The organism is Escherichia sp. E.sYA108 (assembly GCF_011754335.1).
Taxonomy (GTDB): Bacteria; Pseudomonadota; Gammaproteobacteria; order Enterobacterales; family Enterobacteriaceae; genus Escherichia; species Escherichia coli.
This window is the reverse complement of record NZ_JAAQVZ010000001.1, coordinates 2,920,821-2,935,918: the sequence shown is the minus strand read 5'-3', so window position 1 is coordinate 2,935,918 and position 15,098 is coordinate 2,920,821. Positions and strand designations below refer to the sequence as shown.

General features: G+C 46.0%; 27 protein-coding genes and 3 pseudogenes. 14 read left to right on the top strand and 16 right to left on the bottom strand.

From position 1 onward, the window contains the following. Positions 1-8: 8 nt before the first annotated feature. The 10 genes and pseudogenes from HBM92_RS14025 to HBM92_RS13980 all read right to left on the bottom strand — a co-directional run. A pseudogene (locus tag HBM92_RS14025) lies at positions 9-182 on the bottom strand (DUF1382 family protein); the annotation flags it as partial. Continuing rightward, positions 155-337 carry a DUF1317 domain-containing protein gene (locus HBM92_RS14020; protein WP_000149544.1) on the bottom strand — a complete coding sequence of 61 codons (183 nt, stop codon included), beginning with the start codon at positions 335-337 and terminating at the stop codon, positions 155-157. The pseudogene HBM92_RS14025 and the gene HBM92_RS14020, both read right to left, overlap by 28 nt. Beyond that, complete coding sequence (locus HBM92_RS14015) at positions 334-1,014, bottom strand: lambda exonuclease family protein (RefSeq protein ID WP_000186790.1); 681 nt, start codon at positions 1,012-1,014, stop codon at positions 334-336. Before HBM92_RS14015 ends, HBM92_RS14020 begins: the two co-directional genes overlap by 4 nt. Then, the gene (gene bet / locus HBM92_RS14010; RefSeq protein ID WP_000100847.1) at positions 1,011-1,796 is read right to left on the bottom strand and encodes a phage recombination protein Bet; all 786 of its coding nucleotides are present in this window, start codon (positions 1,794-1,796) and stop codon (positions 1,011-1,013) included. The genes HBM92_RS14015 and bet overlap by 4 nt, the downstream gene beginning before the upstream one ends. 5 nt (positions 1,797-1,801) lie before the next feature. Then, on the bottom strand, positions 1,802-2,098 hold the full coding sequence (locus HBM92_RS14005; protein ID WP_000995434.1) for a host-nuclease inhibitor Gam family protein: 297 nt from the start codon (positions 2,096-2,098) through the stop codon (positions 1,802-1,804). Between the two features lie 75 nt (positions 2,099-2,173). Beyond that, a complete protein-coding gene (gene kil / locus HBM92_RS14000; protein ID WP_000372923.1) occupies positions 2,174-2,317 on the bottom strand; it encodes a host cell division inhibitory peptide Kil in 144 nt (47 codons plus the stop codon). Then, on the bottom strand, positions 2,286-2,450 hold the full coding sequence (locus tag HBM92_RS13995; protein ID WP_001198860.1) for a protease FtsH-inhibitory lysogeny factor CIII: 165 nt from the start codon (positions 2,448-2,450) through the stop codon (positions 2,286-2,288). The genes kil and HBM92_RS13995 overlap by 32 nt, the downstream gene beginning before the upstream one ends. 72 nt (positions 2,451-2,522) lie before the next feature. After that, entirely contained in the window at positions 2,523-2,891 is a 369-nt protein-coding gene (locus tag HBM92_RS13990; RefSeq protein WP_000065374.1) for a DUF2528 family protein, read from the bottom strand. A gap of 182 nt (positions 2,892-3,073) precedes the next feature. Continuing rightward, positions 3,074-3,274 carry an antirestriction Ral family protein gene (locus HBM92_RS13985; RefSeq protein WP_000213979.1) on the bottom strand — a complete coding sequence of 67 codons (201 nt, stop codon included), beginning with the start codon at positions 3,272-3,274 and terminating at the stop codon, positions 3,074-3,076. A gap of 190 nt (positions 3,275-3,464) precedes the next feature. Further along, positions 3,465-4,634, bottom strand: a pseudogene (locus HBM92_RS13980) (IS3-like element ISEc52 family transposase). Between the two features lie 106 nt (positions 4,635-4,740). On the opposite strand from HBM92_RS13980, the gene HBM92_RS13975 reads away from it, so the two are divergent. Further along, positions 4,741-5,322 carry a super-infection exclusion protein B gene (locus tag HBM92_RS13975; protein ID WP_001066176.1) on the top strand — a complete coding sequence of 194 codons (582 nt, stop codon included), beginning with the start codon at positions 4,741-4,743 and terminating at the stop codon, positions 5,320-5,322. A gap of 16 nt (positions 5,323-5,338) precedes the next feature. On the opposite strand, the gene HBM92_RS13970 is transcribed toward HBM92_RS13975, so the two are convergent. From HBM92_RS13970 to HBM92_RS13950, 5 genes are all read right to left on the bottom strand, one after another. Then, positions 5,339-5,611, bottom strand: coding sequence for a hypothetical protein (locus HBM92_RS13970; RefSeq protein ID WP_000088199.1), 273 nt, complete (start codon positions 5,609-5,611; stop codon positions 5,339-5,341). After that, positions 5,589-5,771 (bottom strand): hypothetical protein, encoded by a 183-nt coding sequence (locus tag HBM92_RS13965; RefSeq protein WP_000438342.1) that lies wholly within the window; start codon positions 5,769-5,771, stop codon positions 5,589-5,591. Before HBM92_RS13965 ends, HBM92_RS13970 begins: the two co-directional genes overlap by 23 nt. 276 nt (positions 5,772-6,047) lie before the next feature. Next, positions 6,048-6,800, bottom strand: coding sequence for a DUF1828 domain-containing protein (locus tag HBM92_RS13960; RefSeq protein WP_000968518.1), 753 nt, complete (start codon positions 6,798-6,800; stop codon positions 6,048-6,050). After that, positions 6,797-7,354, bottom strand: a complete 558-nt coding sequence (locus HBM92_RS13955) for a hypothetical protein (RefSeq protein WP_001062368.1) — start codon at positions 7,352-7,354, stop codon at positions 6,797-6,799. The genes HBM92_RS13960 and HBM92_RS13955 overlap by 4 nt, the downstream gene beginning before the upstream one ends. Before the next feature lie 39 nt (positions 7,355-7,393). Further along, the gene (locus HBM92_RS13950; RefSeq protein ID WP_001302016.1) at positions 7,394-8,089 is read right to left on the bottom strand and encodes a LexA family protein; all 696 of its coding nucleotides are present in this window, start codon (positions 8,087-8,089) and stop codon (positions 7,394-7,396) included. Between the two features lie 75 nt (positions 8,090-8,164). On the opposite strand from HBM92_RS13950, the gene HBM92_RS13945 reads away from it, so the two are divergent. The 13 genes and pseudogenes from HBM92_RS13945 (at position 8,165) to quuD (ending at position 13,465) form a co-directional block, all read left to right on the top strand. Beyond that, positions 8,165-8,380: a helix-turn-helix transcriptional regulator gene (locus tag HBM92_RS13945; protein ID WP_000067727.1), complete on the top strand. Its 216-nt coding sequence runs from the start codon at positions 8,165-8,167 to the stop codon at positions 8,378-8,380. 141 nt (positions 8,381-8,521) lie between these two features. After that, positions 8,522-8,818 (top strand): CII family transcriptional regulator, encoded by a 297-nt coding sequence (locus HBM92_RS13940; RefSeq protein WP_000442609.1) that lies wholly within the window; start codon positions 8,522-8,524, stop codon positions 8,816-8,818. A 32-nt stretch (positions 8,819-8,850) separates the two neighbouring features. After that, complete coding sequence (locus HBM92_RS13935) at positions 8,851-9,750, top strand: replication protein (RefSeq protein ID WP_000185431.1); 900 nt, start codon at positions 8,851-8,853, stop codon at positions 9,748-9,750. Beyond that, positions 9,747-10,448, top strand: a complete 702-nt coding sequence (locus HBM92_RS13930) for a replication protein P (protein WP_000788872.1) — start codon at positions 9,747-9,749, stop codon at positions 10,446-10,448. Before HBM92_RS13935 ends, HBM92_RS13930 begins: the two co-directional genes overlap by 4 nt. Next, positions 10,445-10,735, top strand: coding sequence for a protein ren (locus HBM92_RS13925; RefSeq protein ID WP_000145927.1), 291 nt, complete (start codon positions 10,445-10,447; stop codon positions 10,733-10,735). Before HBM92_RS13930 ends, HBM92_RS13925 begins: the two co-directional genes overlap by 4 nt. 73 nt (positions 10,736-10,808) lie before the next feature. After that, complete coding sequence (locus HBM92_RS13920; RefSeq protein WP_000736913.1) at positions 10,809-11,249, top strand: recombination protein NinB; 441 nt, start codon at positions 10,809-10,811, stop codon at positions 11,247-11,249. After that, a complete protein-coding gene (locus HBM92_RS13915) occupies positions 11,246-11,773 on the top strand; it encodes a phage N-6-adenine-methyltransferase (protein ID WP_000153286.1) in 528 nt (175 codons plus the stop codon). Before HBM92_RS13920 ends, HBM92_RS13915 begins: the two co-directional genes overlap by 4 nt. Beyond that, a complete protein-coding gene (locus tag HBM92_RS13910) occupies positions 11,770-11,946 on the top strand; it encodes a NinE family protein (protein WP_001254243.1) in 177 nt (58 codons plus the stop codon). Before HBM92_RS13915 ends, HBM92_RS13910 begins: the two co-directional genes overlap by 4 nt. A 2-nt stretch (positions 11,947-11,948) precedes the next feature. Then, the gene (locus HBM92_RS13905) at positions 11,949-12,290 is read left to right on the top strand and encodes a phage protein NinX family protein (protein WP_000386643.1); all 342 of its coding nucleotides are present in this window, start codon (positions 11,949-11,951) and stop codon (positions 12,288-12,290) included. Positions 12,291-12,410: 120 nt separating this feature from the next. After that, a pseudogene (locus HBM92_RS13900) lies at positions 12,411-12,500 on the top strand (DUF1364 domain-containing protein); the annotation flags it as partial. Then, complete coding sequence (gene rusA, locus HBM92_RS13895; RefSeq protein WP_001099712.1) at positions 12,497-12,859, top strand: crossover junction endodeoxyribonuclease RusA; 363 nt, start codon at positions 12,497-12,499, stop codon at positions 12,857-12,859. The pseudogene HBM92_RS13900 and the gene rusA, both read left to right, overlap by 4 nt. Beyond that, positions 12,856-12,996 (top strand): YlcG family protein, encoded by a 141-nt coding sequence (locus HBM92_RS13890; protein WP_000971053.1) that lies wholly within the window; start codon positions 12,856-12,858, stop codon positions 12,994-12,996. The genes rusA and HBM92_RS13890 overlap by 4 nt, the downstream gene beginning before the upstream one ends. An 85-nt stretch (positions 12,997-13,081) precedes the next feature. Then, positions 13,082-13,465: an antitermination protein QuuD gene (gene quuD / locus HBM92_RS13885; protein ID WP_001204776.1), complete on the top strand. Its 384-nt coding sequence runs from the start codon at positions 13,082-13,084 to the stop codon at positions 13,463-13,465. A gap of 188 nt (positions 13,466-13,653) precedes the next feature. Here the strand turns inward: quuD and ompC are convergent, their stop codons facing one another. Then, positions 13,654-14,736, bottom strand: coding sequence for a porin OmpC (gene ompC / locus HBM92_RS13880; RefSeq protein ID WP_000737271.1), 1,083 nt, complete (start codon positions 14,734-14,736; stop codon positions 13,654-13,656). Positions 14,737-15,098 lie beyond the last annotated feature (362 nt).

Sequence of the window (15,098 nt, the reverse complement as noted above, 5' to 3'; positions counted from 1 at the left end):
CACTTCACATCTGCTTCTGCTTTCGCCACCATCATTTCCAGCTTTTGTGAAAGGGATGTGGCTAACGTATGAAATTCTTCGTCTGTTTCTACTGGTATTGGCACAAACCTGACTCCAATTTGAGCAAGGCTATGTGCCATCTCAATACTCGTTCTTAACTCAACAGGAGATGCTTTGTGCATACCGCCTCCCGTTTATTATTTATCTTCTCAGCCAGCCGCTGTGCTTTCAGTGGATTTCTGATAACAGAAAGGCCGGGAAATACCCAGCCTCGCTTTGTAACGGAGTAGACGAAAGTGATCGCGCCTACCCGGATATTATCGTGAGGATGCGTCATCGCCATTGCTCCCCAAATACAAAACTAATTTCAGCCAGTGCCTCGTCCATTTTTTCGATGAACTCCGGCACCATCTCGTCAAAACTCGCCATGTACTTTTCATCCCGCTCAACCACGACATAATGCAGTCCTTCACGCTTCATACGCGGGTCATAGTTGGCAAAGTACCAGGCATCTTTTCGCGTCACCCACATGCTGTACTGCACCTGGGCCATGTAAGCCGATTTTATGGCCTCGAAACCACCGAGCCGGAACTTCATGAAATCCCGGGAGGTAAACGGGCATTTCAGCTCAAGGCCGTTGCCGTCACTGCATAAACCATCGGGAGAGCAGGCGGTGCGCATACTTTCGTCGCGATAGATGATCGGGGATTCAGTAACATTCACGCCGGAAGTAAACTCAAACAGGGCTCTGGCGTCGTTCTCGTACTGTTTTCCCCAAGCCAGCGCCTTAGCGTTAACTTCCGGAGCCACACCGGTGCAAACCTCAGCAAGCAGGGTGTGGAAGTAGGACATTTTCATGTCAGGCCATTTCTTTCCGGAGCGGGGTTTTGCTATCACGTTGTGAACTTCTGAAGCGGTGATGACGCCGAGCCGTAATTTGTGCCATGCATCATCCCCCTGTTCGACAGCTCTCACGTCGATCCCGGTACGCTGCAGGATAATGTCCGGTGTCATGCTGCCACCTTCTGCTCAGTGGCTTTCTGTTTCAGGAATCCAAGAGCTTTCACTGCTTCGGCCTGTGTCAGTTCTGACGATGCGCGAATGTCGCGGCGAAATATCTGGGAACAGAGCGGCAATAAGTCGTCATCCCATGTTTTATCCAGGGCGATCAGCAGAGTGTTAATCTCCTGCATGGTTTCATCGTTAACCGGAGTGATGTCGCGTTCCGGCTGACGTTCTGCAGTGTATGCGGTATTTTCGACAATGCGCTCGGCTTCATCCTTGTCATAGATACCAGCAAATCCGAAGGCGAGACGGGCACACTGAATCATGGCTTTATGCCGTAACATCCGTTTGGGATGCGACTGCCACGGCCCCGTGATTTCTCTGCCTTCGCGGGTTTTGAATGGTTCGCGGCGGCATTCATCCATCCACTCGGTAACGCAGATCGGATGATTGCGGTCTTTGCGGTAAATCCGGCATGTACATGATTCATTGTCCTGCTCAAAGTCCATACCATCAAACTGCTGGTTTTCATTGATGATGCGGGACCAGCCATCAACGCCCACCACCGGAACAATGCCGTTCTGCTTATCAGGGAAGGCGTAAATTTCTTTCGTCCACGGATTAAGGCCGTACTGGTTGGCGACGATCAACAATGCGATGAACTGCGCATCGCTGGCATCACCTTTAAATGCCGTCTGGCGAAGAGTGGTGATCAGTTCCTGTGGGTCGACAGAATCCATGCCGACACGTTCAGCCAGCTTCCCTGCCAGCGTTGCGAGTGCTGTACTCATCCGTTTTATACCTCTGAATCAATATCAGCCTGATGGTGAGCAATGGTTTCAACTATGTACCGGATGTGTTCTGCCATGCGCTCCTGAAACTCAACATCGTCATCAAACGCACGGGTAATGGCTTTTTTGCTGGCCCCGTGGCGTTGTAAATGATCGATGCATAGCGATTCAAACAGGTGCTGGGGCAGGCCTTTTTCCATGTCGTCTGCCAGTTCTGCCTCTTTCTCTTCACGGGCGATCTGCTGGTAGTGACGCGCCCAGCTCTGAGCCTCAAGACGATCCTGAATGTAATAAGCGTTCATGGCTGAACTCCTGAAAATGGCTGTGAAAATATCGCCCGCGAAATGCCAGGCTGATTAGGAAAACAGGAAAGGGGGTTAGTGAATGCTTTTGCTTGATCTCAGTTTCAGTATTAATATCCATTTTTTATAAGCGTCGACGGCCTCACGAAACATCTTTTCATCGCCAATAAAAGTGGCGATAGTGAATTTAGTCTGGATAGCCATAATTGTTTGATCCATTTTTTGGGACTCCTGGCTGATTAAGTATGTCGATAAGGCGTTTCCATCCGTCACGTAATTTACGGGTGATTCGTTCAAGTAAAGATTCGGAAGGGCAGCCAGCAACAGGCCACCCTGCAATGGCATATTGCATGGTGTGCTCCTTATTTATACATAACGAAAAACGCCTCGAGTGAAGCGTAATTGGTATGCGGTAACGCCGCGCTCAGGCGGCCTTGATAGTCATATCATCTGAATCAAATATTCCTGATGTATCGATATCGGTAATTCTTATTCCTTCACTACCATCCATTGGAGGCCATCCTTCCTGACCATTTCCATCATTCCAGTCGAACTCACACACAACACCATATGCATTTAAGTCGCTTGAAATTGCTATAAGCAGAGCATGTTGCGCCAGCATGATTAATACAGCATTTAATACAGAGCCGTGTTTATTGAGTCGGTATTCAGAGTCTGACCAGAAATTATTAATCTGGTGAAGTTTTTCCTCTGTCATTACGTCATGGTCAATTTCAATTTCTATTGATGCTTTCCAGTCGTAATCAATGATGTATTTTTTGATGTTTGACATCTATTCATATCCTCATAGATAAAAAATCGCCCTCACACTGGAGGGCAAAGAAGATTTCCAATAATCAGAACAAGTCGGCTCCTGTTTAGTTACGAGCGACATTGCTCCGTGTATTCACTCGTTGGAATGAATACACAGTGCAGTGTTTATTCTGTTATTTATGCCAAAAATAAAGGCCACTATCAGGCAGCTTTGTTGTTCTGTTTACCAAGTTCTCTGGCAATCATTGCCGTCGTTCGTATTGCCCATTTATCGACATATTTCCCATCTTCCATTACAGGAAACATTTCTTCAGGCTTAACCATGCATTCCGATTGCAGCTTGCATCCATTGCATCGTTTGAATTGTCCACACCATTGATTTGTATCAATAGTCGTAGTCATACGGATAGTCCTGGTATTGTTCCATCACATCTTGAGGATGCTCTTCGAACTCTTCAAATTCTTCTTCCATATATCACCTTAAATAGTGGATTGCGGTAGTAAAGATTGTGCCTGTCTTTTAACCACATCAGGCTCGGTGGTTCTCGTGTACCCCTACAACGAGAAATCGGATAAACTCTATTTGAAGTGGTCAACAAAAACTGGCCACCGAGTTAGAGTTTTTTCCAGTATCGATTTTCCGATTCGTTTGGTGGTAACCCACCATTATATTCGTGCGGTCTTAGTGCGCTGTAATATCCAACGATATAGTCCGTTATTGCGTGAGCTGCATCGCTGAAGCTTACATAGCCCGTCGCCGGCACCCATTCGTTCTTCAGACTCCTGAAGAAGCGCTCCATTGGGCTGTTATCCCAGCAGTTTCCACGCCGACTCATACTCTGCCTGATCCGGTATCTCCACAGTAACTGCCGGAACTGCCTGCTCGTATAATGACTGCCTTGATCGCTGTGGAACATCACCCCGACGGGCTTACCACGGGTTTCCCATGCCATTTCCAGTGCTTTCATGGTAAGCCTGCTGTCCGGCGAGAACGACATGGCCCAGCCCACTGGTTTTCTTGCGAACAGGTCGAGAACAACGGCGAGGTACGCCCAGCGCTTACCCGTCCAGATATAGGTCACATCACCGCACCACACCTGATTTGGCTCGGTCACGGCGAACTGCCGTTCAAGGTAGTTAGGGATAGCAACATGTTCATGACCACCACGTTTATACCGGTAAGTCGGCTGCTGACAGCTGACCAGCCCCAGCTCTTTCATGAGTCTGCCAGCAAGCCAGCGCCCCATCTGGTAGCCTCTCTGGGTTGCCATTGTGGCGATGCTTCTTGCTCCGGCAGAGCCGTGGCTGATGCCATGCAGTTCAAGTACCTGGCTGCGTAATACAGCCCGTCTGCCGTCTGGCTTTTCAGGACGGTTTTTCCAGTATTTGTAGCTGCTGCGATGGACCCCGAACACATGGCAGAGAGTGGCCACAGGATAACGCGCCCTGAGTTTCCCGATTATCGAGAACTGTTCAGGGAGTCTGACATCAAGAGCGCGGTAGCCTTTTTTAATATTTCATTTTCCATTTCAATACGTTGTAGCTTTTTCCTGAGCTCACGGATTTCAATTTGTTCCGGGGTAATAGGGGAGGCTTTTGGTGTTTTTCCCTGCCGCTCATCACGTAATTGTTTCACCCATCGCGTCATTGTGGAAAGGCCGACATCCATAGCGCTGGCTGCATCTGCCACGGTGTAATTCTGGTCAACGACCAGTTGAGCGGATTCGCGTTTAAACTCTGCGCTGAAATTTCTTTTTTTCATTATGGCACCTGTGTTGTTCTGAGGTGAGCATATCACCTCTGTTCAGGTGGCCAAATTCAGTAAACCACTTCAATTCACCCCTACAGAGAGCAAAAGAGAAACGCCGATGAACAACTCATGGTGGCAGGAACTAATGCATTTTTTCCTGCAAGGAATGACACTTAAACAGTTGATTCATATGCTAATCATCCTGATCATATTGATTATTGTTATGCCGGTAAGCGTAAAAGAATGGATAAACCTGCATAGTCCAGAAATCCTTCCTCATTACTGGATGTATTACATCCTGTTGTTTTGCGTTAGCTATGTGCTTAACGGCGTTGTTAATTCCGCTTATCACGCTGTGACTGAAAGAATTGAGGTATTCGCTGCTCAGAAGCGCAAATCTAAAGAAGAAAAATATGTGCAAGATTTGTTTGATTCGTTAACTCTTGGAGAAAGAGCGTATTTGGCATTCGCTGTAGCCGCTAATAACCAGCTACAAACGGAAAAGGGCGCTCATGAATCAATTTCATTGCTCAAAAAAGGACTCCTCGTTCGAAGGCCTCCTGCTGTTGGATATCCTGATACCGACCGTTTCGTTATCCCTGAAAGCTATAGACATGAGTGCTACATTAGGTTTGCCGGGAAGGCAGACAGCCTTATGGATGAACTTATCGCTCAGGATAAGCATGGCAAAAACAAGTAATTAGCAAATGAATTTATCATCTCGCCGTCAGTTGTTTTGATTTCCGGTAGCCTGCCGCGTAAAGAGCTACGTTCGGAAGACAAGTTGAACCTTCATATTTTCTGGTCAACGTTGTCAGAGTTATCACTTCTGCTCTCATTGCTGGTTTGAGCTTGCATTGCAAGACCACTCGTGAAGGGGTTGGCCTGTGTAGCTTGTCGGAGCTGATCGCCTCCTGACTTTGCAGATTTGCGCGACGAGCTCTACGGCGAGAAGCTGCGGTGCCTTTAAATTCTGTTTTTCTGGACATGGATTCCTCCCGAATAAACTTTGGCGATGCAATCTCGAAGCTCCTCCTGAGACGGTTGCTTCGGCATTGCATCCCACAGCTTATGTGGTTGGGTGATCTGGCTTTTCAGCCACGTAGTCGAGAGTCGACGTTGTTTAAAGAGCCTGCCAGTCTGTTCCATTTGGCTTCCAGCGTCCTGCTGACGGTTAAATAGTACGATATGTACTTTACAAGATCAATACAATTTGTTGTAAGTTGGCGTGGTTTTTTATAACGCTTTGTATTTAATAGTGTTGTTTTTTAGCGTGGATGTATTGCCTCGGCGATGTAAGGAGAGATCAGAATTGCGTGGTTTAGTGGGTTGCATCTATTTATTTTTCAATAAATATAATTGGTTATGTGTTTTTAGGTGGGCGAACGTGAGGCAAAGAAAACCCGGCGCTGAGGCCGGGTTGTATTATGCTGCAAGTCTCTTAACCCAAGTCTCTCTTTTGGAGAATGGTAGAACTTGGCTTGATTCATGGAAGAGTAAGGAGAGTTGTTGCATTTGATCACCAATTGCTTCGCTGTCTATAACAACAAATCTGTTGTTATACTCCTCACTTGAAGCTTTAAGATCAATTAGTTTCCCAAGCAATGAGTAAGCACTATTCCAGCTTCCTCCGTGTTTCACGCTTGATGTAAAAACGTATTTAGGTATGTCGGTTTTTATTGTTACAGGGACGGTAATTTGATGTCCACTCAAGCCATATACGTTTTCACGAAGAGAAAGTGCGTCTCTAAGCTCTGTGTGATATAGATAATCAATAACCATACTTTCAAACTTTTCAGCTTGAACTGGCTGATACCAGTCTAACGACAAAGTTGATGCGAGTATACCAGCTCTAATTATGTTCGATGTAATCGCACCGACATCCTTTTCTGTTGCCCAAGCAATGATTTCTCCTCGAGCATTGAGTTCTGCGCCTTCTTTAAGCAGTAATTGTCGTATCTCATCAAGTCGTTTTTTGGTAAGCGAGATCCCTCTTGCCTCCATATTCATTAAGGCATCGCATCTGTCACTAACTAAATACCTACCATTGACTTCACGGATAAAGGCACCGACATGCTCTCCATCATCACAGTAAGTGAATGGACTGATAATTCTCAAGGTCTTGCCTATTGGATGGCATTCGAAACCTAGTTGTGAGATCACTGTTGAGCACATCATATTCCAAACCCCATTTGCCCCGACTCATCTTCAAGCGGTAAAGGTATTCTCCCAGAGTAAGTTATGTTCAGATGTTTACAGAAGTAATTCCAATACCCTACCAGGTCATCTGGGTTTATGTCATCTTCGATTGGAAACGCTATTCTATCACTATAGTATCCAGCTTCTTCATAGTATACATGGTAGTGAGCACCGTAAATGATATCTTGGTACTTCGGATGATCGACCTTGTAACTATTCGTGTGTTTGTCAAAGTGATAGGTATCTACCGCGAAAACCCTCTTGTTATGATAGAAAGCAATAATATTTATTTTAGGGTAAGAAATCGGGTCATCAGGTTCTGAATCCTGATCTGGTTTCCATTTCAGTTCAAACTTTAGCCCTTGTATAGGTATACAATCCTCATCCAAGGGGATGATATGGGCTTGTAGCCACATATCAGAGCGACTTGGTTTCTGTTTCCATTTAACGCCAGAAAAGTTAACTATTTTTTTACAATAAAGTACTTTATCAACTTCTACTTGGCTTGGCTGATAATCATCTATTTTTGCCAATGTTTACCGCCCTGTAAATTGTAGATAAAAGTGGTTTCATCACCCAAACGTCTCTTCAGGCCATTGGCTGGCGATAACTTTCCCCACAACGGAACAACTCTCATTGCATGGGATCATTGGGTATTGTGGGTTTAGTGGCTGTAGAAACACCTGACCGCTATCCCTGATCAGTTTCTTGAAGGTAAATTCATCACCACCAAGTCTGGCTATGCAGAAATCGCCGGGCTCAACAGCTTGCTCAGGGTCAACCAGAATTAACATCCCGTCAGGAAAGCTGGGTTTGGAACCTGTTGGTGCGGTCATTGAGTTACCTTCAACCTCAAGCCAGAATGCAGAGTCACTGGCTTTTTTGGTTGTGCTTACCAATCTCTCCGCATCGCCTTTGGTAAAGGTTCTGAGTTCTGGAGAGAACATCCCAGCCTGAACATGAGAAAAAACAGGGTACTCATATTGTTTTTTAACTGGGGCCGATGAGTATTCGCCAACAGGTGAAAATGTCCCGTCGTGGTTGAATGATATGTTATCAATACCAAGGTATTTAAACACCACACCAATATCACTAAGAGATGGATGACGAGATCCGCGCAACCAGTGTCCAATCCCACCCTGCGTCATACCTAGCTCTTCGGCTAACTTCTCTTGAGTTATGCCGAGCTCTTTCATTCTGGATCTAGCCAGTTCATACCATTTCATTTTCATGTCCTTATTATTACGCTCTGTACTGGAACCATCCATGCACAATGTGTATTTTTACTTGTATTCGCAAAGTACATATTGTATTTTTTTATTCGTGTTTACTATGGAGGGCATATGAGCAACCTACGAAAATATCGAGAGTCACTGAATATCTCTCAAACAACACTTGCTAAGGCAGTTGGATGCACACAGGGAGCTATCGGACATTGGGAATCTGGTCGTCGCTTCCCAGACCTTAAAACATGCCGTGCTCTTGTTGCGTGCCTAAACAAGTTAGGCGCAAAAGTCAGTCTTGATGACGTGTTCCCGCCGGAACACAAAGCCGCTTAATAAGCGGATCCGCTCTTTGTAACAACGGACATTCGTCCTACGTCGCTGAAAAGCGAGTTCCAAGATATCTGACCAACTAAGGCCATATGCGTTTCCACGCATACCTTTCAACTAACTATTCACTATTGGAAATCTTAAGAAATGGAAAGAACAAGTTACAGCAAACTATCACAGCGTGACGTTGATCGCGCAGAAACAGATTTACTTATCAATCTGTCAGCTATTACCCAGCGCGGTCTGGCAAAGATGATTGGCTGTCATGAATCGAAGATAAGCAGAACGGACTGGAGATTTATTGCTTCGGTCTTGTGTGCTTTCGGAATGGCATCAGACATCAGTCCGATTAGCAGGGCTTTTAAGTATGCGCTTGATGGACTCACCAATAAAAAACGCCCGGCGGCAACCGAGCGTTCTGAACAAATCCAGATGGAATTCTGAGGTCATTACTGGATCAATCCACAGGAGTCATTATGACAAATACAGCAAAAATACTCAACTTCTGCAGAGGTAACTTTGCCAAACAGGAGCGTAATGTGGCAGATCTCGATGATGGTTACGCCAGACTATCAAATATGCTGCTTGAGGCTTATTCAGGCGCAGATCTGACCAAGCGACAGTTTAAAGTGCTGCTTGCCATTCTGCGTAAAACCTATGGATGGAATAAACCAATGGACAGAATCACCGATTCTCAACTTAGCGAGATTACAAAGTTACCCGTCAAACGGTGCAATGAAGCCAAGTTAGAACTCGTCAGAATGAATATTATCAAGCAGCAAGGCGGCATGTTTGGACCAAATAAAAACATCTCAGAATGGTGTATCCCTCAAAACGAGGGAAAATCCCCTAAAACGAGGGATAAAACATCCCTCAAATTGGGGGATTGCTATCCCTCAAAACAGGGGGACACAAAAGACACTATTACAAAAGAAAAAAGAAAAGATTATTCGTCAGAGAATTCTGGCGAATCCTCTGACCAGCCAGAAAACGACCTTTCTGTGGTGAAACCGGATGCTGCAATTCAGAGCGGCAGCAAGTGGGGGACAGCAGAAGACCTGACCGCCGCAGAATGGATGTTTGACATGGTGAAGACCATCGCGCCATCAGCCAGAAAACCGAATTTTGCAGGGTGGGCTAACGATATCCGCCTGATGCGTGAACGTGACGGACGTAACCATCGCGACATGTGTGTACTGTTCCGCTGGGCATGCCAGGACAACTTCTGGTCCGGTAACGTGCTGAGCCCGGCCAAACTCCGCGACAAGTGGACCCAGCTCGAAATCAACCGTAACAAGCAACAGGCAGGTGTGACAGCCTGCAAACCAAAACTCGACCTGACAAACACTGACTGGATTTACGGGGTGGATTTATGAAAAACATCGCCGCACAGATGGTTAATTTTGACCGTGAGCAGATGCGTCGGATCGCCAACAACATGCCGGAACAGTACGACGAAAAGCCGCAGGTACAGCAGGTAGCGCAGATCATCAACGGTGTGTTCAGCCAGTTACTGGCAACTTTCCCGGCGAGTCTGGCTAACCGTGACCAGAACGAACTGAACGAAATCCGCCGCCAGTGGGTTCTGGCTTTCCGGGAAAACGGGATCACCACAATGGAACAGGTTAACGCAGGAATGCGCGTAGCCCGTCGGCAGAATCGACCATTTCTGCCATCACCCGGGCAGTTTGTTGCATGGTGCCGGGAAGAAGCATCCGTTATCGCCGGACTGCCAAACGTCAGCGAGCTGGTTGATATGGTTTACGAGTATTGCCGGAAGCGAGGCCTGTATCCGGATGCAGAGTCTTATCCGTGGAAATCGAACGCGCACTACTGGCTGGTTACCAACCTGTACCAGAACATGCGGGCCAATGCGCTGACTGACGCGGAATTACGACGCAAGGCTGCCGATGAACTGACCTGTATGACAGCGCGAATTAACCGTGGTGAGACGATACCTGAACCAGTAAAACAACTTCCTGTCATGGGCGGCAGACCTCTAAATCGTGTTCAGGCGCTGGCGAAGATCGCAGAAATTAAAGCTAAGTTAGGACTGAAAGGAGCAAGTGTATGACGGGCAAAGAGGCAATTATTCATTACCTGGGGACGCATAATAGCTTCTGTGCGCCGGACGTTGCCGCGCTAACAGGCGCAACAGTAACCAGCATAAATCAGGCCGCGGCTAAAATGGCACGGGCAGGTCTTCTGGTTATCGAAGGTAAGGTCTGGCGAACGGTGTATTACCGGTTTGCTACCAAGGAAGAACGGGAAGGAAAGATGAGCACGAACCTGATTTTTAAGGAGTGTCGCCAGAGTGCCACGATGAAACGGATATTGGCGGTATATGGAGTTAAAAGATGACCATCTACATCACTGAGCTAATAACAGGCCTGCAGGTAATCGCAGGCCTTTTTATTTGGGGGAGAGGGAAGTCATGAAAAAACTAACCTTTGAAATTCGATCTCCGGCACATCAGCAAAACGCTATTCACGCAGTACAGCAAATCCTTCCAGACCCAACCAAACCAATCGTAGTAACCATTCAGGAACGCAACCGCAGCTTAGACCAAAACAGGAAGCTATGGGCCTGCTTAGGTGACGTCTCTCGTCAGGTTGAATGGCATGGTCGCTGGCTGGATGCAGAAAGCTGGAAGTGTGTGTTTACCGCAGCATTAAAGCAGCAGGATGTTGTTCCTAACCTTGCCGGGAATGGCTTTGTGGTAATAGGCCAGTCAACCAGCAGGATGCGTGTAAGCGAATTTGCGGAGCTATTAGAGCTTATACAGGCATTCGGTACAGAGCGTGGCGTTAAGTGGTCAGACGAAGCGCGACTGGCTCTCGAATGGAAAGCGCGATGGGGAGATCGGGCTGCATGACTATCAAATCAAATACGCCAGCACACGACAAGGACTGCTGGCAAACGCCGCTTTGGCTTTTTGATGCACTGGATATTGAGTTTGGATTCTGGCTGGATTCGGCAGCGAGCGACAAAAATGCTCTGTGCGCTCACTGGCTAACTGAGGACGACGACGCGCTCAATTCTGAGTGGGTAAGCCACGGTGCAATCTGGAATAACCCACCGTACAGCAATATCAGGCCGTGGGTGGAAAAAGCCGCTGAGCAGTGTATACAACAGCGACAGACGGTAGTGATGCTTGTGCCAGAGGATATGTCTGTCGGATGGTTCAGCAAGGCTCTGGAGAGTGTTGACGAAGTTCGTATTATCACTGATGGACGGATTAATTTTATCGAACCATCGACAGGGCTGGAGAAGAAGGGAAACAGCAAAGGCTCCATGCTGCTGATTTGGCGACCGTTCATCAGTCCTCGACGGATGTTTACTACCGTATCCAAAGCGGCATTGATGGCGATCGGGCAGGGCGTCAGGAGGGCTGCATGAGACGACAGCGACGAAGCATCACCGACATAATCTGCGAAAACTGCAAATACCTTCCAACGAAACGCTCCAGAAATAAACGCAAGCTAATCCCAAAAGAATCTGACGTAAAAACCTTCAATTACACAGCCCACCTGTGGGATATCCGGTGGCTAAGATATCGTGCGAGGAAATGACAATGGATTATTCACAGTTAAGTGATTTTGAAATTAACAGAATGGTAGGAGACATAATTTTTAAAGGCCTTTGGGCAAGTAAACCGGAAACATCAGGGAATAACACCAACAAATGGTATTACGGAAATGCTGATACAACTTTTGAGCCATTAAATCATTTGCCTGACTACTGCAATGATCCGAGCGCTTCATGGCCGATTATTGAGAAATACAGGATTTCTATCTTAGACCAGTTAACTGAATGGTGTGTGGATGCAAAAGGCGTAAGCCCAATATTTGATACCAGACCTCTCCGCGCCGCCATGATTGTCTTTCTCCTGATGCAGGAGGCCAATAATGCTTAGCCCATCTCAATCCCTTCAATACCTGAAAGAAAGCATAGAGCGGGCTTCAATGTGCACAGAGTGGATTCTATCTAGGTTTAGCGCATACAGAAGATTGCCGGTAAAGGGCATGCCAAGCAAGTCGATGCTGCATATGCAAAAGAATGCGCGCTGGAAGGTATGGCGAGAACACAGGTTATGTGGCTGAAAGAGGGGGTTATTAAGGCGTGAATACCTACAGCATCACATTACCCTGGCCTCCGAGCAATAATCGCTATTACCGCCATAATCGCGGGCGCACGCACGTCAGCGCAGAGGGGCAGGCATACCGCGATAACGTCGCCCGAATCATTAAAAACGCAATGCTGGATATCGGCCTGGCTATGCCTGTGAAAATCCGCATTGAGTGCCACATGCCGGATCGCCGTCGCCGTGACCTGGATAATCTGCAAAAAGCCGCTTTTGACGCACTCACTAAAGCAGGTTTCTGGCTGGATGATGCTCAGGTCGTTGATTACCGCGTTGTGAAGATGCCTGTTACCAAAGGTGGGAGGCTGGAACTGACCATCACCGAAATGGGGAATGAATGATGTTTGAGTTTAATATGGCAGAACTTCTTCGCCACCGCTGGGGGCGTCTGCGCTTATATCGTTTCCTCGGTTCTGTTTTGACCGATTACCGAATACTGAAGAATTACGCCAAAACCCTGACAGGAACAGGAGTATGAAGTCAGAGATAACAATCAACTAATACTGTTTTGTTGATTTTTGCTTGTAATTGGCGTTCTGGTCTGATTTTTGTGGAGTAAGTTGATGCGTGATATTCAGATGGTTCTTGAGCGTTGGGGTGCGTGGGCGGCTAATAATCATGAAGATGTGACCTGGTCGTCCATTGCCGCCGGTTTTAAGGGATTAATTCCTTCAAAAGTAAAATCTCGCCCGCAATGTTGTGACGATGACGCGATGATCATTTGCGGGTGCATGGCCCGTCTGAAAAAGAACAACAGCGATTTACACGATTTATTAGTAGATTATTATGTATGTGGTATGACATTCATGTCACTGGCAAGTAAGCATTGCTGCTCGGATGGTTATATCGGGAAAAGGTTACAGAAGGCTGAGGGCATAATTGAAGGGATGTTAATGGCATTAGATATCCGGTTAGATATGGATATCGTTGCTAATAATTCTAATTGATATGCAATTGTTTACTAAAAGTTATTAAAAATGGGGCGTGGAAACGCCCCCAAAATAAAGGGTAATATATAACAGAAGGTTTATATAGTAAGAAGCAAGGTAGTGCTTCTAAAGGAAGTGGCTTGAGGGCTCCACTTATATGTTGCGGAGGCAAAGCCTCCCGCAACATATCTTTTTCGTAAGTCAGATTAGAACTGATAAACCAGACCTACAGCGACGATGTCGTCGGTATCAATACCAGCTGTTTTGGTAAACTTACTATCGTCAATTAAGTTGATTTTGTAATCAACAAAAGTGGACATGTTTTTATTAAAGTAGTAAGTAGCACCGACATCGACATACTTGACTAAGTCTCGGTCACCATGAACACCAAGGTCTTTACCTTTTGACTGAAGGTAAGCAACAGATGGACGCAGACCGAAGTCAAACTGATATTGTGCTACTGCTTCAAAGTTTTGTGCTTTGTTTGCAATATGGTTATTACCAAAAACGGTCATATTCTGAGTTTCAGAATATGTGGTAGCCAGATAGATATTGTTCGCATCATATTTCAGGCCTGCAGCCCATACTTCCGCATTTTTGCCGGAGGCATTGAATTTGCTCTTACCATAGGCGACCTGACCGTCAGTGCGATCTGATTTAGCATAGGTTGCACCCACGCCGAATCCTTCATACTCATAAGTAGTGGAGAAACCGAAACCATCACCATTGGCTTCAGTTACGTCAGTGCGGTCATTTTTACCCTGATACTGAGCAGCAAAGTTCAGGCCATCGACCAGACCAAAGAAGTCGTTGTTACGATAAGTTGCAACACCAGTAGTGCGACCAGTCATGAACACATCTGTTTGGGTCCAGGTATCACCACCGAATTCTGGCAGAACGTCAGTCCACGCACCGATGTCGTATGCTACACCGTAGTTACGGCCGTAATCGATTGAGCCGTAATCACCAAATTTCAGGCCTGCAAATGCAAGACGGGTTTTGTCTTTGGAAGAACCTTGAGATTCAGCACGGTTGCCTTTGAATTCATATTCCCACTGACCGAAACCAGTCAGTTGATCGTTGATTTGGGTTTCACCTTTGAAGCCAAGACGGGCATAAGTAGTATCACCATCATCTGCATCATTAGAGGAGAAGTAGTGCTTGGCATTAACTTTCCCGTATAGATCCAGCTTGTTACTGTCTTTATTATAAATTTCAGCTGCCTGAGCAGACATCGCCATCAGTACTGATGCAGCTACAGCAGAAATTGCCACTGTTAATTTTTTCATTGTACGCCCTTTTTTTGAACTTTTATTAAAAAATGATGTCACTGCGCGATAAATATTCATCTAATCAATGTGATTATTTCAAGATGTAAGTTTTAGTTTCTCATTTAATTTGTGAAGTAGATCTCTATTTTTATCTGAACCTTTTCTATCTAATCCTATTCATGGCTCTTGTCTGAACAAAAATAAATCTATTAGCTAATTTATATTAATGGCACTTATTTATAAGTGCTCTATAATTCTTTAGCTTAATTTAAACAAACTAAAAATAACATCGGAAATTATTAACTGGTTATTTGTTGAAGTTTTCTTATGCATTTGTGGTGGTGTTTTGAACACTCGGTGGCATTCTCACAAATATCATT